The sequence below is a fragment of the Methylosinus trichosporium OB3b genome (assembly GCF_002752655.1).
GTDB lineage: Bacteria > Pseudomonadota > Alphaproteobacteria > Rhizobiales > Beijerinckiaceae > Methylosinus > Methylosinus trichosporium.
Genome location: NZ_CP023737.1, coordinates 3,746,974 through 3,768,367 on the forward strand (window position 1 = coordinate 3,746,974; position 21,394 = coordinate 3,768,367).

The window sequence follows — 21,394 nt, forward strand, 5'->3', positions numbered from 1 at the left end:
TTATTCCGGAACAGAGCGTATGCATTCCGAAACGCAATTGTGCTTCGACGGGTCGATCGGAATAGACGAGCCGCTCCGCGTCTCTGGAATCGAGTGCGTCGGCGAGCTGGCCTGGGGCTCGCATTTTTGCCAGTTCTATCGCAATGCGGACGAGCTCCTGGAGATCGTCGCGCCTTATTTCGCCGCCGGCGTCGCGGCTCAGGAGCTATGCCTGTGGGCGGTCGCGCCGCCGGTCAGCGTCGAGCAGGCTCGGGCGGCTCTGGGACGTCTCTCGCCGCAATTGCGCAAAGGACGCGCCGCCGGCCTCATCGAAATCGCGCCCTTCGAGGCGGTCTATCTCCATGAAGGCCGGCTCGACGGCGCGCATGCGTTGCGCGTGCTGGAAAACAAGCTGGAGGAAGCGTCCGTTCGCGGCTTCGCGGGGCTGCGCGTCGCCGGCAACGCCTTCGAGTTCGGCGCCGAGGAATGGCCGCATATAGCGAAATATGAAACGCGGCTCGGTTCTCTGGTCTCCTCGAGACGAATTCTGTCGCTATGCTCCTATCCTTTGTCCTGCTGCGGCGCATCGGAAGTATTGGACGTCATCGCACGTCATGATTTCGCGCTGATGCGCCGCAACGGCCAATGGGAGGTCATCGAGAATGTCGCCGCCCATCGCGCGCGGCAGGCGCAGCGCGAGAGCGAGGAATATTTCCGTCTCATGGCGCAAGGCGCGCCCGACACGGCCTTGTTCACTCTCGATCCCGAGGGGCGCGTCGCCAGCTGGAATCTCGGCGCCGAGCGCATATGCGGCTGGACGGCGGCGGAGATCGTCGGCCGCGACGTCGCGGTCTTCTATCCCGAGGATCGGCGCGGCGCGGCGGCGCAGGAGCTCGATTCGGCGGTCGCGCATGGCGGCTACAAGGGCGAGAGCGAATGTCTGCGCAAGGACGGGACCTCCTTCCCGGTCGAGATGCAGGTCTCGCCGCTGCGCGACGACCGCGGACGGCTGCGCGGCTTCGCCCGCACCATGCGCGACGTGAGCGAGCGCAAGCGTTGCGAGCGCGAGGCGATGGCCAGTCAGGCGCATCTGCGGGCGCTGGTCGAGAGCGCCGTCGACGGCATCGTCACTCTGGACGAGAGCGGCGTCATCCTGTCGGTGAACTCCGCGGCTCTGCGCATGTTCGCCTATGAGCCGGGCGAGGCGATCGGCCGTCCGTTCGGCCTCTTCGTGCCGCAGGCGCTGGAGCCGGGGAGCTTTCTCGCCGATTGGCCGGCCGCCAGGGACGCGGAGCCGGAGGTGGGGGGGCTCGTCGGGCGGAGAAAGGACGGCTCGGCCTTTCCGCTGGAGCTGACGATCACCGAGGCGCCGTTCGAAGGCGGCCGCCTCTTCATCGGCTTCCTGCGCGACCTCACCGAGCGCCGCCGCGCCGAAGCGCAGATGCATAAATTGCGTGTCGATCGCTTCGATCTGATGGCGCAGGTGGCGGCCGGCGTCGCCCATGAGGTCAATCAGCCGCTGTCCGCGATCGCCGCTTATCTCGGCACGGCGCGAAGGCTTCTGCAGCGCGTCCGGCGCGGCGAGGGGGTGGCGGTCGATCTGGAGCGAATTTTGGAGCGCGCGGTCGCCCAGGTCATGCGGTCGGCGCAGATCATCGGCGAATTGCGCGGCGTTGTCGCCGCCGCGGAGCCGGACAAGACGCTGCAGAGCCTGCATCGGATCATAGAGGAAACCAGCGGCGTCGCCGGCGCCGATGAGACGACGGCGAAGGTCGCGGTCACGATCGCGCTCGCGGCCGCCAATGATCGCGTCATCGTCGATCGCGCGCAGATGCGGCAGGTGCTGATCAATCTCGAGCGCAACGCCGTCGAGGCGATGCAGCGCGCCGAGCGGCGCGAGCTCGTCATCTCGACGCGGCTCGAGGGCGGCATGATCCGCACCGATATCGCCGACACCGGCGCGGGACTCTCGGAGGAGATCACCAGTCTCTTGTTCGAGCCCTTCGTCACCACCAAGACCCACGGTCTCGGGGTCGGCCTCGCGGTCTCGCGCGCCATTGTCGAGGCGCATTACGGCCGGCTCTGGGCCGAGTCCAACCCCGGCGGCGGCGCGATCTTGAGCTTCACCTTGCCGCTCGCCGGCGAGCATGGCGACGCGGCCTATGCCGAGGCGGAGTGAGGGGACGCGCCCCGCTCCAGGGCTGCGTCCTCCATTTCGAAGCCTCGGAAGAGCGAGCCTTCAGGCTCGCTTCTCGAGAAGCAAATCCACCCTGTGGATCAGGTCAGATACTGGCCGCCGTTGATCGTCAGCGTCGAGCCGGTGATGAAGCCGGCCTCGTCGGAGGCGAGGAACACCACGGCGCGGGCGATCTCCTCCGGCTCGCCGAGGCGGCCGACGGCGATATGCGGGATGATGTGCTTGTCGAGCACTTCCTGCGGCACCGCCTTCACCATCTCGGTGGCGATATAGCCGGGCGCGATGGCGTTGACGGTGATGCCCTTCGCCGCGCTCTCCTGCGCCAGCGCCTTGACGAAGCCGATGTCGCCGGCCTTGGAGGCGGAATAATTGGTTTGGCCGGCCTGGCCCTTCTGGCCGTTGATCGACGAGATCACGATGATGCGGCCGAAGCCGCGGTCGCGCATGCCGTTGATGACCGGGCGCGTGACGTTGAACAGCGAGTTCAGATTGGTGTCGATCACCGCGCGCCACTGCGCCAGCTCCATCTTGTGGAACAGGCGATCCTTGGTGATGCCGGCGTTGTTGACCAGAACGTCGACGGGGCCGAGGTCCGTCTCGATGGCGGCGAGAGCGGCGGCGCAGGCGTCATAGTCCGACACGTCGAACTTATAGACGGGAATGCCCGTCGCGTCCTTGAACTTGTTCGCCGCCTCGTCATTGCCCGCATAGGTCGCGGCGACATTATAGCCTGCCGCCTTCAGCGCCTTGGAAATCGCCTCGCCGATGCCGCGCGTTCCGCCCGTCACAACCGCTGTTCTGCCCACCTCGTCCTCCTTCATCGAATGTCAAAAAGCCGGACCGCGAGCCTCGAAGGCTCGCGGTCCGATATCTAGAGCGTGATCCGATCCGATTGGATCGCATCACGCTCTGGCATTTTTCGTTTGAGCGAATTCTGGTCGATCGAACGATGCCGTTCGATCGGAAAGCGCTCTAGCGCTCGATCGTCAGCGCGACGCCCATGCCGCCGCCGATGCACAGCGTGGCGAGGCCGCGCTTGCCGCCGCGACGCGCGAGCTCATAGAGCAGCGTCGTCAGGACGCGCGCGCCCGAGGCGCCGATCGGATGGCCGATGGCGATGGCGCCGCCATTGACGTTGACGATCGCCGGATCCCAGCCGAGGTCCTTGTTCACGGCCAGCGCCTGCGCGGCGAAGGCCTCATTGGCCTCGACGAGATCGAGATCGCCGATCTTCCAGCCCGCCTTCTCGAGCGCCTTGCGCGAGGCCGGGATCGGGCCGGAGCCCATCACCGACGGATCGACGCCGGCGGTCGCCCAGGAGGCGATGCGGGCGAGGGGGGTGAGGCCGCGCCGCGCCGCTTCCGCGGCCGACATCACGACCAGCGCCGCGGCGCCGTCGTTGAGGCCCGAGGCGTTGGCCGCCGTCACCGTGCCCTCCTTGGTGAAAGCCGGCTTCAGCTTGGCGACGCCCTCGAGCGTCACGCCATGCTTGATATATTCGTCCTGGTCGACGATCACGTCGCCCTTGCGGGTCGAGACGGTGAAGGGGACGATCTCGTCCTTGAATTTTCCCGCCTTCTGGGCGGCTTCCGCCTTGTTCTGCGAGGCGACGGCGAAAGCGTCCTGCTCGGCGCGGCTGATCTGCCACTTGGCCGCGACATTCTCCGCGGTGATGCCCATGTGGTAATTGTTGAAGGCGTCGGTCAGGCCGTCGACGATCATCGTGTCGACGAATTTGACGTCGCCCATCTTGGTGCCGGCGCGCATATGCGCGGAGTGCTGCGACAGCGACATGCTCTCCTGGCCGCCAGCGACGATCACGCTCGCGTCGCCGGCCTGAATCTGCTGGGCGGCGAGCGCCACGGCGCGCAGGCCCGAGCCGCACACCTGATTGATGCCGAAAGCGGTCTTCTCCTGCGGCACGCCGGCCTTGATGGCCGCTTGGCGCGCCGGATTCTGGCCTTGCGCGGCGCCCAGCACCTGGCCGAGAATGACCTCATCGATGTCGGCGGGCGCGAGCCCCGCACGCTCGATGGCGGCCTTCACCGCGACGGCTCCGAGCTCATGGGCCGGCGTCGCGCCGAACGCCCCGTTGAACGATCCAACGGCGGTACGCGCCGCGGAAACGATCACGATTTCCGTCGTCATGTCGATCTCCTGCTAGGTCGAGCTTGCGAGGCGCCCGCGGACGCCACTCGAGCGCACCTTGAGCATTTTGCGGCGAGGCTCGTCAAGCGCCCGCGGGCGAACAAATCGCCGCGCGCCCCTCGTGGAGATGACTTGCGGCGCGTCCCTCGCGCGCCTCGGCCGCATTCTCTCGCGCGATAAATCATGTTCTGATGCCGAATCGATAGGCGGCGTCCGGCGTCGCCACAGGGGAGGACAGAGCCAATGGCGCCACAAAAATTCGCGATCGCCGCCGCAGCGGCCGTGATCATCGCCGCCCTTCCGGCCCTCGCGGCCGGCGACGCCGCCCATGGCAAGCGGATCGCTCAGCGCTGGTGCGCCTCCTGCCATCTGGTGACCGACGGGCAGAAGCGGGCCATGGCCGACGCGCCGAGCTTCGCCGACATCGCCCATCGCCGCGAGGACGCCAAGGCGCTGGCCAATTTCCTCGTCGATCCACATCCGAAAATGCCCGACATGCATTTGTCGCGGCGCGAGATCGACGACATCGTCTCCTATATCCGCAGTCTCGACCCGCGCCCGCGCCCTCCGGAGCCCGGCATCGACAAAGACGACCGGCCGAGGAACGGGTAGATAGAGGCGGCGCGCCGCAGCAGTCCCGCGCCTCGTCGCGACTGCCGAGGACGAAGCTTTCGGCCCCACCGTTCTCGTTCGCCGGTTGCGCCGAGGAGCTGGCCGCTTCGGGCAGATCGAGCGACACGTCGATGTTGAAACGATTGTTTTCAAAGCAAAGCAGTCCTGCTATCTTTTAGCCGACGGGACCCGATGCTTTCGGAAGGTGCAGCATGGCCACACATGGGCGCGAGGAGCTTCAGCGCGTCGGTCGCGTGATTCGGGCGCGCGCGCACGCTTCGCTCATGTCGGACACGAAATGGCGAAAGCTGCTTTCAATATTGAACGAACCCGAGCGGCGGCTCGAATATTGCCTCGTGAAATTTATCGACGTTTCAGAAGAACAAAGAGTTTATTTCCCGATGGCTCTATACCCGCCGCGGCCTTGGGTCGACACTTTTGCGTGTTTCGGCCCGATACCTCTGCGGTCGATCGAATGGATGCTCATCCCCCGTATAGCCAAATACAAGAGGGGCAATCCGGGCGTTCCAGACGGAAAGCTTGAGCAGGACGTAGAATCAATCAAGAATATGATTGATAAGCTTGGAAAATATCCGGCGCAGATATCAGCAGCCGGTTTATTGATCATAGGGCATGTGACCGAGACCCTTCCTTGTTGAGGTGGGGCTTCGCCGTTTGAAAGCGGGATATCGATCGCTCGCTCCGAGGCTCACCGCCCCACCGGCGAGAACGTCGAGGACAGCCGCGCTGGACCCGGCCGGCGCGAGGCCCTAATCAGGCCGCATCGCCGGAGCCGGACCCGACATCATGGCCTATGCGGTCAAGGAGGCATTCAAGACGCTGCAGGGGGAGGGCCGCCACGTCGGGCGGGCCGCCGTCTTCTGCCGTTTTGCCGGCTGCAATCTCTGGAGTGGTCGCGAGATCGACCGGGCCGAGGCCGTCTGCCGCTTCTGCGACACGGATTTCGTCGGGACCAACGGCGAGGGCGGCGGTAGGTTCGAGACCGCCGCGGCGCTGGCCGCGCATCTTGCCGGCCTCTGGGGAGGGGAGCGCGAGCGGCGTTTCGTTGTCTTGACCGGCGGCGAGCCCATGCTGCAAATCGACGCGGCGCTCGTCGACGCTCTCCATGATGCGGGCTTCGAGATCGCGATCGAGACCAATGGGACGCGCGCCGCGCCGAGCGAGATCGACTGGATTTGCGTCAGCCCCAAGGCCGGGGCGCCGCTGGTTCAGAGTTCCGGCGACGAGCTGAAGCTCGTCTATCCGCAGCCGGGCGCCGAGCCGGAGCTGTTCGAGGGATTGGCCTTCGACCATTTCCTGCTCCAGCCCATGGATGGGCCGGAGGCGGCGCAGAATACGAGGGCGGCGGTCGATTATTGCCTCGCGCATCCGCGCTGGCGGTTCTCGCTGCAGACGCACAAGACGATCGGGGTGAGATGACACTCGAGTTCGAAGTCTATCGGGAGTTCTGCTTCGAGGCGGCGCACGCTCTGTGCGACCCGGAGCACCCGACCGGCGGAATCTACCGCAATCTGCACGGACATTCGTTCCGCGTGCGGGTGACCTTGCGCGGGCCGCGGGTCGAGGGCGAGGACTGGGTGATGGACCTCGGCAAGCTCGGCCGCCGCCTCGCGCTGCTGCGCGAGACGCTCGACCATTCCTTCCTCAACGAGCTCGACGGTCTCGGCAAGCCGACGCTCGAGAATCTCTGCGTCTTTATCTGGCGCGACCTCGAGGCCGACCTGCCGGCGATCTTCGAGGTCGGCGTGTTCCGCGACACCTGCAACGAGGGCTGCGTGCTGCGCAAGCGCTGACGTCGGGGCTCGACATTCCGACCGGTCGCGGCCATAACCCGACAGTCGACAGGTTGCGCGGTCAGCGAGCCTGAAGGCCCGCGGTCCGAGGGGCGGGAACTGGACCGCGAGCCTTCAGGCTCGCTTCGCCGCGCCGCCGTCGTGGCGGGGCACGAGGAGAACGTCCCATGGGTTTCAAGGTCGCCGTCGTGGGCGCCACAGGCAATGTGGGCCGCGAGATGCTCGACATTCTGGCGGAGCGCCGCTTTCCGGTCTCGGAAGTGGTCGCGCTCGCCTCGTCCCGCTCGATCGGGACGGAGGTGTCCTTCGGCGACAAGACGCTCAAATGCCGTCATCTCGACACCTATGACTTCTCCGACACGGACATCTGCCTCATGTCCGCGGGCGGCGACGTGTCGCGCGAATGGTCGCCGCGCATCGGCGCGCAGAGCTGCGTCGTCATCGACAACAGCTCGGCTTGGCGCATGGACCCGGACGTGCCGCTGGTGGTGCCGGAGGTGAACGCCGACGCGGCCGCCGGCTTCACCAAGAAGCACATCATCGCCAATCCCAATTGCTCGACCGCGCAGCTCGTCGTCACGCTGAAGCCGCTGCATGACGCGGCGAAGATCAAGCGCGTCGTCGTCTCCACCTATCAATCGGTCTCCGGCGCCGGCAAGGAGGGCATGGACGAGCTGTTCGCCCAGACGCGCTCCATCTTCGTCTCCGATCCGCTCGAATCGAAGAAGTTTCCCAAGCGCATCGCCTTCAACCTCATTCCGCAGATCGACGTCTTCATGGAGGACGGCTTCACCAAGGAAGAATGGAAGATGGTGGCCGAGACGAAGAAGATCCTGGATCCCAAGATCAAGCTCGTCGCCACTTGCGTGCGCGTGCCGGTGTTCATCGGCCACAGCGAGGCGGTGAACATCGAGTTCGAGAATCCGCTGTCGCCCGACGAGGCGCGCAATATTCTGCGCGAGGCGCCGGGCGTGCTCGTCATCGACAAGCACGAGCCCGGCGGCTACATCACGCCGCACGAGGCGGCGGGCGAGGACGCGACCTATGTCTCGCGCATCAGGGACGATCCGACTGTCGAGAACGGCCTCGTCCTGTGGTGCGTCTCCGACAATCTGCGCAAGGGAGCGGCGCTGAACGCGGTGCAGATCGCCGAGGTGCTGATGAACCGGAAGCTGATCGCGCCGAAGCAGAAGGCTGCGTGAAGGGGCTTCTGGTTTTTCGTGGCTGGCGTCTAAAGCGAGAGACACGCATAAAGATATCGGGCGGGCGCATAGGTCATGCTGATTTCTCGAGTCAAGCTTCAGAATTGGAAGAACTTCCAGCACGCAGAAGCGAGGCTCTTGGACGTGACCTATGTGCTCGGCGCAAATGCGACCGGGAAATCCAACCTGCTCGACGTGTTCCGTTTCCTGAGAGATATCGCCAAGGCTCAGGGCGGCGGCATCCAGAAAGCCATAGCCGATCGCGGGGGGCTGAAGAAGCTGCGTTGCTTGCACGCGCGCAGCAAGCCAGAGGTCGTGATAGAGGTTCATCTTTCTGAAAAATTCGATGATCCGACGCCTCTCTGGAGGTATGTTCTCGCGCTCAAATCTGAAAGCAGCGGCGCTAAGCGGCCGATCATTGCCGCTGAAGAAGTATACAAATTCGTCGATGGTAAAGAGAGCTGCCCGCTTCGACGACCCGACGAGAACGACCTTCTCGATCGGGAGCGGCTGACGCAAACCTCTTTAGAGCAAATTCAGACAAACTCCGAATTCAGAGAACTCGCCGATCAATTCAGCGAGATCGCTTATCTGCATCTCGTTCCGCAACTGGTCAAGTTCGGAAGCGCGATCGGCGGGCAGACCGTCGAAAGCGATCCGTTCGGTCAGGCCTTTCTCGAGCGGGTCGCCAAATCGAGTTCAAAAGTCAGAAGCTCCCGGCTGTCGCGCATCCAAAAGGCGCTGTCGGTGGCCGTTCCTCAGTTCGAGGAATTGAAATTCGTCCGCGACGAGATCACCGGACGTCCTCATTTAGAGGCCAAATATGCGCATCATCGCCCCGGTGCGGGGTGGCAGCGGGAGGACCAGTTCTCGGATGGAACGCTCCGGCTGATAGCGCTGTTCTGGCTTCTCATGGAAGGAGATGGCTTATTGTTGCTGGAAGAGCCCGAGCTTTCTCTCGACGAGGAGATCGTTCGCAACCTTCCGCGTCTGATCGAGCAGGTTCGCCGCTCGACGAAGAAGCGACAAAGACAGATCATCATCAGCACGCATAGTCAGGCGCTGCTCGATAACAAGAGCATCGATGGAAGAGGCGTTCTCCGTCTCCAGCGCGTTCAAGAGGGAACGATCGTTCAACCGCCCTCGGACGACGAACTCGTTCTGATGCGAGAAGGGCATTCGCCCGCCGAGATTCTGCTACCGAAAGCGCACCCAGAAGATTTGCATAAGATGGCGTTGAGCTGAGCCGATGCTGCTCGTCGCGACGGAAGACGAGTTGAGCGAGGCCGTGGTCTGTCGGCTCGTCATCGAGGCCGGGGGAAGCGAAGCAGGCGTTCGGGCCGTTCGCAAGAACGGCTATGGCTATCTTCGCCGAAGCATCGATAAGTTTTGCGAAACGGCGAGGAGAGCGCCGGTCGTCGTTCTCACCGACCTGGATGCGGCGTCCTGTCCGCCTGCGCTGATGCGCGACTGGTTCGGCGCGAAAGTTCGTCCGCCGAATCTCGTTTTTCGTGTGGCGGTTCGTGAGGTCGAAGCATGGCTGTTGGCGGACAGAGAAGGAATGGGGATGTTCCTTCACATTTCCCCGCAGAAGATTGATGCAGAGCCCGAATCTCTGCAAGATCCCAAGCAATATCTCTTGCGCCTCGCTCGCTCCGCGCCGAGGGACTTGCGCGATGATCTTTTGCCGATGAAAGGCGCCGCGGCGTCGCAGGGATTCGGCTATAATTCGAGATTATGTGAGTTCATTCGAACGAGTTGGTCGGCGGAACGGGCCTCCGGCCGAAGTCCGAGCTTGGCCAAGGCGAGCCGACGAATTCGTGAGGCTTTGACATGAGCCGACGCGTCATCGCCATCAGGGGTCGATGACGTCCGCCTCCGGCGCCAGTGTCCGCGTCGCCTCGTCGACGCTGCGGAACAGCCTTCCTTCGCCGAGAGTCTTCATCACGCCGAATCGCTGCAGCGCGTCTTTCGCGCGCACCGATTCGAGCCGGGCGATCGCGACCTCCGCGCCCGCGGCGCGGCAATCCATGATCGTCCGCGCGAGCACGCCCGCCGCGGTGTAATCGATCTCGACGATATTGCTCGCCTCAAGCACGACGAGCTTCGGGCGCGGCGCGCTCGCTTCGATGGCCTCGCGCAGCTCGCGTTGAAAACCATAGGCGTTGAGGAAGGAGAGCGGCGCCTGGAAGCCGGCGACCAGCACGCCCGCGAGCCGCTCGCCGGCTCCGTCGCCGCCGCAGGGCCACCAGATGGATGTGCCGGGCACGCGTTCGAGCCCGATGAGCCGCGTGCGCGTCGTCGTCCACACGCCATGCAGCAGCGACAGGAGAATGGCGAGCGACACGCCGGTCTGCACCGGCAGCGCCACCACCGCGGCCATGGTCAGCGCCACCAGCGCCAGCTCGGCGCGCGTCTTGCGGGCGATGTCGCGCATCACATGCAGGCGGAAGATGCGCGCGGCGATGAATAGCAGCACGCCGGCGAGCGCCGCTTCCGGCACATGGGCGAGCAGCGCGGCGCCGAAGAGGAGCAGCGCGCCGATAACGAGCGCGGCGACGATGGAGGAGAGCTGAGAGCGCCCGCCGGTCGCGGCGACGATCGCCGTTCGCGGCGGCGAGGCGTCGACGGCGAAGGCGCCGACGAGGCCGGCGGCGAGGCAGCCGGCGCCGACGCCGAGATAATCGCGATCGACATCGGGCGCGCGCCCTTCCTCATTGGGAAAGGAGCGCGAGGTCGCCGCCGTCTGCACCATGATCACCATGGCGATGATGATGGCGAGGCCGACGAGATGCGGAATATCCGCCGCCGCGATCTCGGGAAAGCGCGGATGGGGCACGTCGGTCGACACCGCGCCGAGCACGGCGACGCCGCGCCGCTCGAGATCGAAAAAGCGCACGGCGAGGCTCGCGCCGGCGAGCGCGAGCAGCGCCGCCGGCAGGCGCGGGGCGATCTTCTCGCCGAGGGCGATGGTCGCGAGCGCGCCGAGCCCGATGGCGAGAGTCGCCGGATCGACCTCGCGCCAATGCCTCGCCATTTCCTTCACCCGATAGAACTCATTGCCTTCGACGCTCGGCAGGCCGAGCAGCGCCGGCAGCTGCGAGATCAGAATATGGATCGCTATGCCGGCGAGAAATCCCGTCGTCACCGGAACCGAGAGGAGATCGGCGATCCAGCCGGCGCGCAGCAGAAAGCCGATGACGAGGATCGCCCCGACGAGGAGAGCGAGGAAGGAGGCGAGCGCCAGAAATTGCGGCGAGCCGCGAGCGGCCAGCAGAGCGAGGGCGCCGGCGAAGATCGGCGCGATGGTCGAATCGGCGCCCGACGACAAAAAGCGATTGGCGCCGAAGGCGGCGAAGGCGAGCGAGCCGGCGAGAAAGGCGAAGAAGCCGATCTGCGGCGGAAAGCCGGCGAGCCGCGCCGTCGCCATCTGCTCGGGAATGGCGATGGCGGCGAGGGTGACGCCGGCGGCGAGATCGGCGCGCCAGGCGGCGTGGCGGAGCGACGAGAACAGCGAGAATCCGCGCGCCGGCATGACCTTGGCTCCGGGAGACGGCTCGAGAGGCGGCCGCTCCGTCGCATCTAGGGCGCGGCGCTCCGTGGTCGACGGGCCCGCCGGCCCGCCACGCGCAAGCCGTTGGGCGCGCGCGACAATGCGCGCGTCACAGAGGCCTTCAAAATGGCCCAGAACTCGGCTATGAACTGATGAGTTCAGTCGCTCGGCGCGCTTTGCGGCGCACGCGTCGTTTCGGCTCCCGCCAGGAACTCGCCTTCATGTCCTTCGATCCGCTCGCTGTCGCCCTGCCGCTGTCCTTGCTCGCCTGGCTCGTCCATATGATCGCCTTTCACGGCGTCGGACTGGCGTTCGAATGGTGCGATCGGACGCGTCGGCTCGCGCGCTTCAAGACGCGCGATCTCGATCGCCTGAGCTATCGGCGGCTGCTGCCGCGCGTGCTGCTCAATCAGACGGCGATATTGCTGCCGGCCATGCTGGCGACGCAATATTTCGGCCTCGCCTTCGTCGGCTCGTCCGAGCTTTCGCTCGCCGGGGCGGCGCTGCTGCTCGCCGCCATGGGCGTCGGCCATGATATCGTGCAATACGCCTCGCATCGGCTGATGCATCATCCGGCGCTGATGCGCCCGCTCGGCCACACGCTCCATCACACGACCGGCGCCAGCAAGGCGATCAGCGCCTGCTATCAATCGGCGCCCGACTTCTTCCTCGAGATCACCCTGCCTTATCTCCTGCCTCTCGTTCTGGTCGGCGGCGGCGGCTCGAACATGTTGTTCCATCTCGTCGTGCCCTGCCTCGGCGCCTTCGGCGGACTCTATGAGCATTCGGGCTATGATTTCGGCGTCGCCTTCCGCGATCCGGCGGCGAGCGGCTGGCGCCGGCGGCTGAACGCCGTGCTCGACCATCTCACCTCCAGCATCGCGCATGGCAATCACCACACGCGCGGCAATGTGAGCTTTTCCGACGGCTTCGGCAGTCCCGGCCTCTGCGACACGATCTTTCGCACCCGCTGGGATCTCGTGCCCGAGCGCGCGCGCCAGCGGGTGCGGGAGGAGATGGCCTGACGGAAGATTACCGATCGAGCCGCCGCGCATCGGCCATAATCTCGCCCGATGCGGCTCGTCATCTTGCGTCGGCGGGCCGAGTGGCGCCGCGCGCCGATATGGTTTACAAAAATGCGAGCCCTGCGAATGCCGATGAGGCAGATGACATGCCGATGATTTCACGACCGTCAAGCCGTTTCGCCATCGCCCTTGCGGCGCTGCTCGCCGCCGCGCCGGCCCGCGCCGATATCATGGACAGCATTTCCAACGGCTTCGGCCTGTTCTCGGGTGAGAAATACAAGACCGAGCTGCTGCCCGACATTCCGGCAGAGGATATCTATAATCAGGCCCTCGCCAAGCTCGAGGCGAAGGACTACGAGACCGCGGCGAAGAAGTTCGGCGAGCTCGAGAAGCAATATCCCTTCTCGCATTGGGCGCGCAAAGGCCTGCTGATGCAGACTTTCGCTCAATATTCCAAGCCGAGCTACGATGATGCGGTCGCCTCGGCGCAGCGTTATATCGGGCTCTACCCGACCTCGCCCGAGACGCCCTATATGTACTATCTCGCCGGCATGTCCTATTACAATCAAGTGCCTGGCGTGATGCAGGACCAGGAGACGGCGCAGAAGGCGCTCGTCATCTTCAATCAGCTGGTCGAGAAATTCCCCAAGTCGGAATATGTCGCCGACGTCAAATACAAGATCCAGGTGGCGCGCGATCAGCTCGCCGCCAAGGACATGTCGGTCGGCCGCTTCTATCTGACGCGCAAGAATTATCCGGCGGCGGTCAACCGTTTCCACGACGTGCTGGCCAAATATCAGACGACCCGCCACGCCGAGGAGGCGCTCTATCGTCTGACCGAGGCCTATTTCGCTATGGGAATCGTCAACGAGGCGCAGACGGCGGCCGCCATTCTGGGGCATAATTTCCCCGATTCGCAGTGGTACAAGGACGCTCACGAGCTGCTCGCGACGGGCGGCGTGGCGCCGCAGGAGCATCAGGGCTCCTGGCTCTCCAAGATCGGCAAGACGCTGGGCGCCAGCTGACCGGAGCGACGGTCGGCGAGCGCCGGCAGTGAAGTAGTGCGCTCATGCTCGTCCGTTTGTCCATTCGCGACATCGTTCTCATCGATCGGCTCGATCTCGACTTCGCGTCGGGGCTGACGACGCTGACCGGCGAGACCGGCGCCGGCAAATCCATCCTGCTCGACGCCTTTCTGCTGGCGCTCGGCGCGCGCGGCGACGCCGCTCTGGTGCGCGCCGGCGAGACGCAGGGGCAGGTGACGGCCGTCTTCGACCTGCCGCCGCTGCATTCCGCTCATGTCGCCGCGCGTGAGTTCGGCCTCGACACCGGCGAGGAGATGGTGCTGCGCCGGGTGCAGACGGCGGACGGACGCACGCGCGCCTTCGTCAACGACCAGCCGGTGAGCGCCCAGGCGCTGCGCGCCATCGGCGCCGAGCTGGTCGAGATCCATTGCCAGCACGACGACCGCGCCCTCGTCGATCCGAGCGCGCATCGCGCGCTCGTCGACGCTCATGGCGGCCACACCGGCCTCGCGGCCGAGACGCGCGCGCTGCATGGCGCGCTGCAGAAGGCGCGCAAATCTCTGGCCGAGGAGGAGGCGCGAGTCGCCGCGGCGCGGGCCGAGGCCGATTATCTGCGCCATGCGGTGGAGGAGCTGGAGGCGCTGGCGCCGCAGAAGGGCGAGGAGGCCTTGCTCGCCGAGCGGCGCCAGTCCATGCAGCGGTCGGAAAAAGTCGCCGGCGATCTGCGCGACGCGCTCGCGGCTTTCGCAGGAGAGCGCTCGCCGGCCTCGGAGATCGCCGCGGCGTCGCGGCGGCTGGAGCGGCGCCTGCCGCAGGCCCCGCAGCTGCTGGAGCCGCCGGCGCGGGCGATCTCGGCGGCGCTCGACGCGCTCGGCGTCGCCGAGCAGGTGTTGGAGCAGGCGCTCGCCGACGCCGATTTCGACCCGCGCGAATTGGAGCGCATCGAGGAGCGTCTGTTCGCGCTGCGCGGCGCCGGGCGCAAGCATCAGGTCGCCGTCGACGATCTCGCCGCGCTGGCCGAGCGCTTTTCCGGCGAGCTCGCGGCGCTCGACGCCGGAGAAGCGCGCATCGCCGCTCTGGCGCAGGAGGTCGAGCGCGCCGCCGCCGCTTTTGCGCGCGCGGCGGAAAAACTGTCCGCGGCGCGGCGGGCGGCGGCCAAGAAGCTCGACGCGCAGGTCGATGCGGAGCTGAAGCCGCTGCGCCTCGACGGCGCGCATTTTCGCACCGAGATCGTCAGCGATCCGACGAATGGCGGGCCGGACGGATATGACCGGGTCGAGTTCTGGGTGCAGACCAATCCCGGCTCGCGGCCCGGCCCGCTGGTGAAAGTGGCCTCGGGCGGCGAGCTCGCGCGCTTCATGCTGGCGCTGAAGGTCGTGCTGGCCGACCGCGGCTCGGTCCCGACCCTCGTCTTCGACGAGATCGACACCGGCGTCGGCGGCGCCGTGGCCGACGCCATCGGCCAGCGCCTCGCGCGGCTCGCGCAGCGCGCCCAGGTGCTGACGGTGACGCATGCGCCGCAAGTGGCGGCGCGCGCGAGCCGTCATTTGCGCATCGCCAAGAGCGCGGCCGGCGCTGGCAAAAAGGCCGAGGCCGGCCGGGTCGCTACCCGCGTCGCCGAGCTGGCGGCGGCCGAGCGGCGCGAGGAGATCGCCCGCATGCTGGCCGGCGCGACCATCACCGACGAAGCCCGCGCCGCCGCCGCCCGGCTGCTGGAAGGGGCGGGGTGAGCGGAAGACGAGGGATCAGAGCCGCTTTTCCGTCCAGCACGCTCGGCCATGCACAGCGAGCCGCTCGACATCCTGTCGCCGAACATGCTCCGGGTCGTATCTTCTATTGTCGGAGATGAGCAAAATGGAGCCGTCGATATTCCGGCGCACGCGCTCGAGGCGTGCTTCGCCGTCCAGCGTCACGAGGTAGATCGCGTCGCCGGCGATCTCTTTTCGGGTGCGGTCGATCAGAACGAGAGCGCCGTCGTCGATCGTCGGCTCCATCGAATCGCCCACTGCGCGCACGAACTCGACCTCGCCCGCGCCGAGGCCGAGCCGGCGCAGCAGGGCGCGCGGAAACGGCAGCTTCTCGACGAGGGCGCTGCGCGAATCGGCTGGCTCCGCGACTCGCGGGCGCACATGCGAATGCGGGATCATCGCCATATCCGGGCCTGCCGGCAAGGGCGGCGGCTCGCCTTCCTGCTCGAATACGGGCGCGCCGCGATCGAGGACGAGCCAGTCGAGCGAGACGCCGGCCACTTCCGCTATGCGTCCGAGCTTCTCGGCCGACGCTTCGCTCTGCTCCTTGATATAACGGCTATAGGTGGAGGCCTTGACGCCGGATTCTCTCAGCACGCGCGCCGAGCCGCCCGCCAGCTCGACCGCCTGCGCCAGTCTCCTGGCGAGGCCGCTCCTGTCGAATACGGGTCCCTCATCCGTTTCCGGCACATTCCGTCTCGATTATGGTTGACATCTTTCTCCGGATACGGGAAACTCCGTCGTATTCGGCGAAATGTGGTTTATGCATATATGGTTAGCATGCAAGTTTCGGCGTGTCACGGTGACGGGACGCATCGGGTGAAGGACTACAGCCCCACGGCCCTCGTCCTGAGGAGCCCGCGAAGCGGGCGTCTCGAAGGACGTCGCCGGCAGAAGCCTTTTGATTTCGTTCCGCGGCCGTCCTTCGAGACGCCGCTTGCGGCGGCTCCTCAGGACGACGATTGAGGAGTTTTTCCTACACCCGATCGCCTTGGCGCGTTTGGGCGGCGCGGCGGAACGATCGCCGCGGCTAATGGTATGGCCCCGTCGGGCGAAACCGCGTCCGGCGATTACCGGAGAATGGTTGCGTGAGACAAAATGGTCATGTGCGTTCTGTCGAGCTGCGCCGCATCGCGGCGACCCTGGCCCAGTCCGGACAGATGGACGACGCCGCGGAGCTGAGGCGCGCGGCGGATCGGCTCGAAGAGGTGGAAAGCGGCGTCGCGCTGGACGCCGCGGCGATCGAGAGCCGTTTGCCGCAGCAGATCCATGCGCGGTCCGCCGGCATCGGCGACGTTCTGCTCGACATGCACAGCTCCACGCTGAGCGGATTGTCCGACGACGACGACGTCGAGGGTTACGTCGACTTCATGACTCTGATTTGCCTCTCCGCAGCGGCGAGCATATCGGTCTCCGGCGCGCGGTCCGATGGGCGCATCCCGTCACTCCCGGATTTCCTCGCGAGCGCCCGTGAACGATATTTGAACGCCGTCATCGTCAACGCCTGGGTCGAGCGGTCCCGGGAAGAAGCGGAGGCGGCGACGTCGAGAAGGGAAAGCCGCGCGCCAACCCGGAGTCGACAATCGTGAACGCGGCGGTTACGGTCCATCTCGGGAGGGCCCAGAATGAAAGTAGCGATTCGCGCCGTAGCGGCGCTCGGGTTGGTCGCGCTCGCCGGTTGCAGCAGCGCTCCGCCGGATACGGGCTTCGTCGCCAAGGCGCCGGACGAGCCCATTCCGCCGCCGGAGCCGATCACCCTCACGCCGCGCCAGAAGCTCGAAGCCAGCATCACGCGCAAGGCCATCGCCTACGACATTCCGGAATCGCTCATTCACAGAGCGGTGCGCCGCGAGAGCAATTACAATCCCGCCGCCAAGAATGGTCCTTATTGGGGCCTGATGCAGATCAGCTATCCGACCGCCCGCAGCGTCGGCTATAATGGCCCGGCCAAGGGCCTGCTCGACGCCGAGACCAATCTCAATTACGGCGTCGCTTATCTCGCCAACGCCTATCGCGTCGCCGAGGGCGACATTTCCCGTGCCATCAGGCTCTATTCGACCGGCTTTTATTACGAGGCCAAGCGCAAGGGTCTGCTCGGCGTCATGCGCGGAGCCGATTCCACGCCCGAGAAGGTCGCCGCCGCCGAGACGAGCGCCGCGCCATCGGCGAAGTGAGCGCGGCAGCGCAGGGCGATCAGTGAAGGAGCCCTCGTCCTGAGGAGCCGCCGCAGGCGGCGTCTCGAAGGACGGCCGCAGGGCCTAATCAAAAACTTTCCGCCAGTCGCCGTCCTTCGAGACGGAAATCCTTCGCAGGATGCACTGATCCTCGAGAGATCCTCGCGCTTCATGATTGACACGCGCCGCCTTCGCGGACAAATTGCCCCCGTGCTCATGGGGAAGCCGGTGTCAAATCCGGCGCGGTTGCGCCACTGTGACCTGCCATCCGGCAGGGAGCCAGACCTCCATGGAAGCGCTTTGCAATCCAGCGGGACGCGGGATCCCGAGGAGGCGTGATGACCACTGAAATTCTCATCCGTGACGTTCGGTCGGCCCCGATTCCGGTGCGGGACATTCTCCCCTTCGCGATCTGGTTCGGGCTTCTCGCCCTTCTCGCGATCTATTTCATCGGCGCCGAGCAGGGCGCGACCGCTCTCGTCGAGGGCGCCTATATCCACGAGCTCGTGCATGACGGGCGCCATCTGCTCGGCTTCCCCTGCCACTGAGCGGGAGTCCCGACATTGGTCGCGAAGCTCCTGCTGCGCGGGATGCTGGCCGGCGTCCTGGCGGGCGTCGTCGCCTTCGCGCTGGCCTTTCTCTTCGGCGAGCGGCAGATCGATCTCGCCATCGCCTTCGAGACGGCGATGGCGCATGCGGAGGATGAGCCGGAGCTGGTGAGCCGGGCGATGCAGGCGACTTTTGGCCTGCTGACCGCTCTGCTCGTCTATGGCGGCGCGCTCGGGGGCCTGCTCGCCCTCGTCTTCGCCTTCGCCCATGGACGCATGGGCCGGCTGGACGCCCGCTCGACGGCGCTGCTGCTCGCCGCGCTCGGCCTCACGGTCCTCGTCCTGGTTCCGGCGCTCAAATATCCGCCCAATCCGCCGGCGGTCGGCGATCCGGCGACGATCGGCGCGCGCAGCCTCCTCCATTTCGGGATGCTCGCCGTCTCCCTCCTCGCCGCCGTCGCCGCGGCTTCCGCCGCCGGCGGGGCGCGGCGTCGGCTCGGCGGCTGGAACGCCGCTCTGCTCGGCGTCGGCGGCTATCTCGCTCTGGTGGCGGGCGTGATGGCGATCCTGCCGGCGATCGACGAGGTTCCGCAGAATTTCTCCGCGACGACTCTGTGGAATTTCCGGCTCGCCTCGCTCGGCGTCAACGCCGTGCTTTGGTTGAGCCTCGGCCTCCTGTTCGGCGCGCTCTGCCACGAGCGGGCGCCGGCCGCCGCGAAGTGACCGAGCCGGCGACGCGGCTGCTGCTGCTTTGCCATGCGTCCACAGCCGCGCAGCGGAGCGCCGCCTTTCCCCTCGACGAGCCCATCGATGAGAAGGGCCGCGCTGCGGCGGCGGGGATCGCCGGTCGTTTTTCGTCCGCGCGGACCATCGTCGCCAGTCCGGCGCGTTGCGCCCTCGACACCGCCGCCGCGGCGGGGCTGGCGGCGCGTCCCGAGCCGGCCTTGCGCGATTGCGATTATGGCCGCTGGGCCGGCCGCAGCCTCGGCGACGTCGCCGAATCAGAGCCGGAAGCGGTCGAGCAATGGCTGATCGACCCGGAGGCCGCGCCGCATGGCGGCGAATCGATCGCCGCTCTCATCGCCCGCGTCGCCGGCTGGATGGAGAGCGGCGCGATCGCCGGCCCGGCGCTGGCGATCACCCATGCCGGCGTGATCCGCGCCGCGGTCATCCACGCCATCGGCGCTCCCGCCGGCTCCTTCTGGCGCATCGACGCGCCGCCTCTGTCGCTGGTCGATCTGCGTCACAACGGGCGCGGCTGGTCCTGGCGCGCCGGCGTCCATCCGGTGAGCACCGCGGGGTCGACGCGGTAGACGGCGCGCAGGCGCTCGGGCGTCAGCGCCGCGTCCGGCGCGCCGTCGGCGACGATGCGTCCCTCGTCGATCAGAATGATGCGGTCGCAGAAGCGCTGGGCGAGGCCGAGATCATGGGTCACGGCGAGGACCAGCCGGCCCTCGCGCGCGATGCGCCGCAGCGTCTCCATGATCGCCACCGCGTGATGCGGATCGAGCGAGGCGGTCGGCTCGTCGGCGAGCAGCGCGGGCGCCTCGACGGCGAGCGCTCGCGCCAGCAGCGCCCGCGCGCGCTCGCCGCCGGAGAGGCTCGTCGCCGCGCGCTCGGCGAGATGGGCGACATCGGCGGCCGCCATCGCCGCCGCGACCGCCACCTCATCGGCCGCGCCGATCCGGCCGAGCGGGCCGAGCCGCGGCAGCCGCCCGAGCTCGACGAGGCGCCGCACGCTGATCGGCCAATGCAGCGTCTGGCCCTGCGGCAGGAAGGCGAGGCGCGTCGCCCGCTCGCGCGCGCTCATGCGCGCCAGCGGCCGTCCGTCCCAGGCGATCTCTCCCGAGCGGATGGGAATGAGCCGGCAGAGCGCGCGCAGCAGCGTCGATTTTCCGGCGCCATTCGGGCCGAGCAGCCCGACGAGCGCGCCGGCGCGAGCGTCGAGATCGAGGTCGCGCAGAATAGCGGCGCCGCCGAGATCGACGCCGAGGCCGCGGACTCGAAGAGCGCTCATCGACCGGCTCCCGGAGCGTTGGGCCGCAGCAGCACGCCGATGAAGACGGGCGCGCCGATCATCGCGGTGACGACGCCGAGGCGCAGCTCGGTCGAGGTCGGAATGAGCCGCACCAGAATATCCGCGAGGCCCAGCAGCACGGCGCCGATGAGCGCGGAGGGCGCGAGGCTCCGGCTCGGCCGCTGATCGGTGAAAGGACGCGCGAGATAAGGCGCGACGAGGCCGACGAAGCCGATGGAGCCGGAGACCGCGACCGCGGCGCCGACGCCGATGGCGACGCCCGCGGCGACGAGCGCGCCGACGCGGCCGAGATCGAAGCCGAGGCTGCGCGCGGCGTCCTCGCCGAGCGCGAGCCCGTCCAGCGCGCGTGCCTGAAACAGGATCAACGCCGCGCCGGCGGCGATCAGCGGCGTCGCCAGCAGCACATGCTCGAGCGAGCGGTCGCTCAGCGAGCCGAGCAGCCAGAAGGCGATCTCGGACACGGCGAAGGGATTGGGCGCGAGATTGAGCGCCAGCGACACGCCGGCGCCGGCGAGCGCCGAAACGGCGACGCCGGCGAGGATCAGCGTCGACGGGCCTTCGCTGCGCCGCGCGATCGGCAGCAGCGCCGCGAGGCCGAGCAAGGCGCCCGCCACCGCCATCAGCGGCAGCGCCAGCGGCGCCGCTCTGGCGACGCCGAAATAGAGCGCGATCACAGCGCCGAGCGACGCCGAGCTCGAGGTTCCGATGACGGCCGGATCGGCGAGCGGATTGCGCAAGAGGCCTTGCAGCGCAGCGCCCGACAGTCCGAGCATGGCGCCGATGAGCAGCGAGAGCAGCGCGCGCGGCGCGCGGATTTGAAAGACGATGTCCCGCGCAATCTGGTCGCCGCCGCCGAGCAGCGCGGCGCCGATCTCGGCAGGGGAGAGCGGTGCGGGGCCGACGAGCACGGACAGGGCGCCGACGAGGATTGCGAGCGCGGCCAGGAACGGAACGAGCGGCGGCGCCGTGATCCGGCCGCAGGTTGGGACAGCTGCCAAAAAAACCTCGGCTTCGATAGCGAGATGACGGATAGGCGGGCGGAGGATTAGCGTCGACGCGCGGCGAGGCAAGCGGATTTTGCGAGAGCGTTTGACAGGCACGCGCGCCTCGAATACTCCCGAGGGCGATGGTCCTTCCAAATGAAGGTGAAAAGGGAACGCGGTGCGGACGATCCGTCCAAGGCCGCGGCTGCCCCCGCAACTGTAAGCGGAAAGTCCTCATCACGACGCCACTGGCGAGGGTCGCGCGCGGCCCAGCCGGGAAGGCGATGGGAACGTTCGATCCGCAAGCCAGGAGACCTGCCATCGACAACTGATCGCGGGCCGGGCGGG

General features: G+C 67.0%; 21 protein-coding genes, 1 pseudogene and 1 riboswitch. Of the genes and pseudogenes, 16 read left to right on the forward strand and 6 right to left on the reverse strand.

What is annotated here, in order from left to right:
- Positions 1-19 precede the first annotated feature (19 nt).
- Entirely contained in the window at positions 20-2,158 is a 2,139-nt protein-coding gene (locus CQW49_RS17795; RefSeq protein WP_003610330.1) for a PAS domain S-box protein, read from the forward strand.
- 98 nt (positions 2,159-2,256) lie between these two features.
- Here CQW49_RS17795 and phbB read toward each other — a convergent pair whose 3' ends face one another.
- Both phbB and CQW49_RS17805 read right to left on the reverse strand, forming a co-directional pair.
- Positions 2,257-2,982 (reverse strand): acetoacetyl-CoA reductase, encoded by a 726-nt coding sequence (gene phbB, locus CQW49_RS17800; protein WP_003610328.1) that lies wholly within the window; start codon positions 2,980-2,982, stop codon positions 2,257-2,259.
- A gap of 166 nt (positions 2,983-3,148) precedes the next feature.
- Complete coding sequence (locus CQW49_RS17805) at positions 3,149-4,324, reverse strand: acetyl-CoA C-acetyltransferase (protein WP_003610327.1); 1,176 nt, start codon at positions 4,322-4,324, stop codon at positions 3,149-3,151.
- Positions 4,325-4,567: 243 nt separating this feature from the next.
- Here CQW49_RS17805 and CQW49_RS17810 point away from each other — a divergent pair, with 243 nt between their 5' ends.
- The 7 genes from CQW49_RS17810 to CQW49_RS17835 all read left to right on the forward strand — a co-directional run bounded on the left by CQW49_RS17810 (position 4,568) and on the right by CQW49_RS17835 (position 9,789).
- Entirely contained in the window at positions 4,568-4,936 is a 369-nt protein-coding gene (locus CQW49_RS17810; protein WP_003610324.1) for a c-type cytochrome, read from the forward strand.
- A 212-nt stretch (positions 4,937-5,148) separates the two neighbouring features.
- Positions 5,149-5,595, forward strand: coding sequence for a DUF6678 family protein (locus CQW49_RS24750; protein ID WP_155931247.1), 447 nt, complete (start codon positions 5,149-5,151; stop codon positions 5,593-5,595).
- Between the two features lie 148 nt (positions 5,596-5,743).
- Positions 5,744-6,376: a 7-carboxy-7-deazaguanine synthase gene (gene queE, locus CQW49_RS17815; protein ID WP_003610322.1), complete on the forward strand. Its 633-nt coding sequence runs from the start codon at positions 5,744-5,746 to the stop codon at positions 6,374-6,376.
- On the forward strand, positions 6,373-6,750 hold the full coding sequence (locus CQW49_RS17820; RefSeq protein ID WP_003610320.1) for a 6-pyruvoyl trahydropterin synthase family protein: 378 nt from the start codon (positions 6,373-6,375) through the stop codon (positions 6,748-6,750). The genes queE and CQW49_RS17820 overlap by 4 nt, the downstream gene beginning before the upstream one ends.
- A gap of 167 nt (positions 6,751-6,917) precedes the next feature.
- Positions 6,918-7,952: an aspartate-semialdehyde dehydrogenase gene (locus CQW49_RS17825; protein WP_003610318.1), complete on the forward strand. Its 1,035-nt coding sequence runs from the start codon at positions 6,918-6,920 to the stop codon at positions 7,950-7,952.
- A gap of 144 nt (positions 7,953-8,096) precedes the next feature.
- Entirely contained in the window at positions 8,097-9,197 is a 1,101-nt protein-coding gene (locus CQW49_RS17830) for an AAA family ATPase (RefSeq protein ID WP_003610317.1), read from the forward strand.
- 4 nt (positions 9,198-9,201) lie between these two features.
- Entirely contained in the window at positions 9,202-9,789 is a 588-nt protein-coding gene (locus CQW49_RS17835) for a DUF4276 family protein (RefSeq protein ID WP_003610315.1), read from the forward strand.
- Positions 9,790-9,807: 18 nt separating this feature from the next.
- Here CQW49_RS17835 and CQW49_RS17840 read toward each other — a convergent pair whose 3' ends face one another.
- Complete coding sequence (locus CQW49_RS17840; protein WP_003610313.1) at positions 9,808-11,487, reverse strand: SulP family inorganic anion transporter; 1,680 nt, start codon at positions 11,485-11,487, stop codon at positions 9,808-9,810.
- A 239-nt stretch (positions 11,488-11,726) separates the two neighbouring features.
- On the opposite strand from CQW49_RS17840, the gene CQW49_RS17845 reads away from it, so the two are divergent.
- The 3 genes from CQW49_RS17845 (at position 11,727) to recN (ending at position 15,285) form a co-directional block, all read left to right on the forward strand.
- Positions 11,727-12,530, forward strand: a complete 804-nt coding sequence (locus CQW49_RS17845; RefSeq protein ID WP_003610311.1) for a sterol desaturase family protein — start codon at positions 11,727-11,729, stop codon at positions 12,528-12,530.
- A 146-nt stretch (positions 12,531-12,676) separates the two neighbouring features.
- The gene (locus CQW49_RS17850; protein ID WP_003610309.1) at positions 12,677-13,555 is read left to right on the forward strand and encodes an outer membrane protein assembly factor BamD; all 879 of its coding nucleotides are present in this window, start codon (positions 12,677-12,679) and stop codon (positions 13,553-13,555) included.
- Positions 13,556-13,599: 44 nt separating this feature from the next.
- Positions 13,600-15,285: a DNA repair protein RecN gene (gene recN / locus CQW49_RS17855; RefSeq protein WP_003610307.1), complete on the forward strand. Its 1,686-nt coding sequence runs from the start codon at positions 13,600-13,602 to the stop codon at positions 15,283-15,285.
- Positions 15,286-15,300: 15 nt separating this feature from the next.
- Here the strand turns inward: recN and CQW49_RS17860 are convergent, their stop codons facing one another.
- Positions 15,301-15,993, reverse strand: coding sequence for an XRE family transcriptional regulator (locus CQW49_RS17860; protein ID WP_003610305.1), 693 nt, complete (start codon positions 15,991-15,993; stop codon positions 15,301-15,303).
- A 398-nt stretch (positions 15,994-16,391) separates the two neighbouring features.
- Here CQW49_RS17860 and CQW49_RS17865 point away from each other — a divergent pair, with 398 nt between their 5' ends.
- From CQW49_RS17865 to CQW49_RS17885, 5 genes are all read left to right on the forward strand, one after another.
- Entirely contained in the window at positions 16,392-16,892 is a 501-nt protein-coding gene (locus CQW49_RS17865; RefSeq protein WP_003610303.1) for a hypothetical protein, read from the forward strand.
- A gap of 36 nt (positions 16,893-16,928) precedes the next feature.
- Positions 16,929-17,477 carry a lytic transglycosylase domain-containing protein gene (locus CQW49_RS26180; protein WP_003610301.1) on the forward strand — a complete coding sequence of 183 codons (549 nt, stop codon included), beginning with the start codon at positions 16,929-16,931 and terminating at the stop codon, positions 17,475-17,477.
- A gap of 338 nt (positions 17,478-17,815) precedes the next feature.
- Positions 17,816-18,025, forward strand: coding sequence for a CbtB domain-containing protein (locus tag CQW49_RS17875; RefSeq protein WP_003610299.1), 210 nt, complete (start codon positions 17,816-17,818; stop codon positions 18,023-18,025).
- Positions 18,026-18,040: 15 nt separating this feature from the next.
- Complete coding sequence (locus CQW49_RS17880; protein WP_003610297.1) at positions 18,041-18,748, forward strand: CbtA family protein; 708 nt, start codon at positions 18,041-18,043, stop codon at positions 18,746-18,748.
- The gene (locus CQW49_RS17885) at positions 18,745-19,338 is read left to right on the forward strand and encodes a histidine phosphatase family protein (protein ID WP_003610295.1); all 594 of its coding nucleotides are present in this window, start codon (positions 18,745-18,747) and stop codon (positions 19,336-19,338) included. The genes CQW49_RS17880 and CQW49_RS17885 overlap by 4 nt, the downstream gene beginning before the upstream one ends.
- On the opposite strand, the pseudogene CQW49_RS17890 reads toward CQW49_RS17885, so the two are convergent.
- Both CQW49_RS17890 and CQW49_RS17895 read right to left on the reverse strand, forming a co-directional pair.
- A pseudogene (locus CQW49_RS17890) lies at positions 19,269-19,973 on the reverse strand (ABC transporter ATP-binding protein); the annotation flags it as partial. The gene CQW49_RS17885 and the pseudogene CQW49_RS17890 overlap by 70 nt on opposite strands.
- A 65-nt stretch (positions 19,974-20,038) precedes the next feature.
- Positions 20,039-21,061 carry a FecCD family ABC transporter permease gene (locus CQW49_RS17895; protein WP_003610291.1) on the reverse strand — a complete coding sequence of 341 codons (1,023 nt, stop codon included), beginning with the start codon at positions 21,059-21,061 and terminating at the stop codon, positions 20,039-20,041.
- A 112-nt stretch (positions 21,062-21,173) separates the two neighbouring features.
- Positions 21,174-21,383: riboswitch (cobalamin riboswitch) on the forward strand.
- Positions 21,384-21,394 lie beyond the last annotated feature (11 nt).

Excerpts from the sequence above, each read along its gene's own strand:
- CQW49_RS17875 (WP_003610299.1), top strand. The coding sequence starts at position 17,816 with ATGACCACTGAAATTCTCATCCGTGACGTTCGGTCGGCCCCGATTCCG.
- CQW49_RS17845 (WP_003610311.1), top strand. The coding sequence starts at position 11,727 with ATGTCCTTCGATCCGCTCGCTGTCGCCCTGCCGCTGTCCTTGCTCGCC.
- CQW49_RS17840 (WP_003610313.1), bottom strand. The coding sequence starts at position 11,487 with ATGCCGGCGCGCGGATTCTCGCTGTTCTCGTCGCTCCGCCACGCCGCC.
- CQW49_RS26180 (WP_003610301.1), top strand. The coding sequence starts at position 16,929 with ATGAAAGTAGCGATTCGCGCCGTAGCGGCGCTCGGGTTGGTCGCGCTC.
- CQW49_RS17795 (WP_003610330.1), top strand. The coding sequence starts at position 20 with ATGCATTCCGAAACGCAATTGTGCTTCGACGGGTCGATCGGAATAGAC.
- CQW49_RS17805 (WP_003610327.1), bottom strand. The coding sequence starts at position 4,324 with ATGACGACGGAAATCGTGATCGTTTCCGCGGCGCGTACCGCCGTTGGA.
- CQW49_RS24750 (WP_155931247.1), top strand. The coding sequence starts at position 5,149 with ATGGCCACACATGGGCGCGAGGAGCTTCAGCGCGTCGGTCGCGTGATT.
- CQW49_RS17820 (WP_003610320.1), top strand. The coding sequence starts at position 6,373 with ATGACACTCGAGTTCGAAGTCTATCGGGAGTTCTGCTTCGAGGCGGCG.
- CQW49_RS17850 (WP_003610309.1), top strand. The coding sequence starts at position 12,677 with ATGCCGATGATTTCACGACCGTCAAGCCGTTTCGCCATCGCCCTTGCG.
- CQW49_RS17835 (WP_003610315.1), top strand. The coding sequence starts at position 9,202 with ATGCTGCTCGTCGCGACGGAAGACGAGTTGAGCGAGGCCGTGGTCTGT.
- CQW49_RS17810 (WP_003610324.1), top strand. The coding sequence starts at position 4,568 with ATGGCGCCACAAAAATTCGCGATCGCCGCCGCAGCGGCCGTGATCATC.
- CQW49_RS17825 (WP_003610318.1), top strand. The coding sequence starts at position 6,918 with ATGGGTTTCAAGGTCGCCGTCGTGGGCGCCACAGGCAATGTGGGCCGC.
- recN (WP_003610307.1), top strand. The coding sequence starts at position 13,600 with ATGCTCGTCCGTTTGTCCATTCGCGACATCGTTCTCATCGATCGGCTC.
- queE (WP_003610322.1), top strand. The coding sequence starts at position 5,744 with ATGGCCTATGCGGTCAAGGAGGCATTCAAGACGCTGCAGGGGGAGGGC.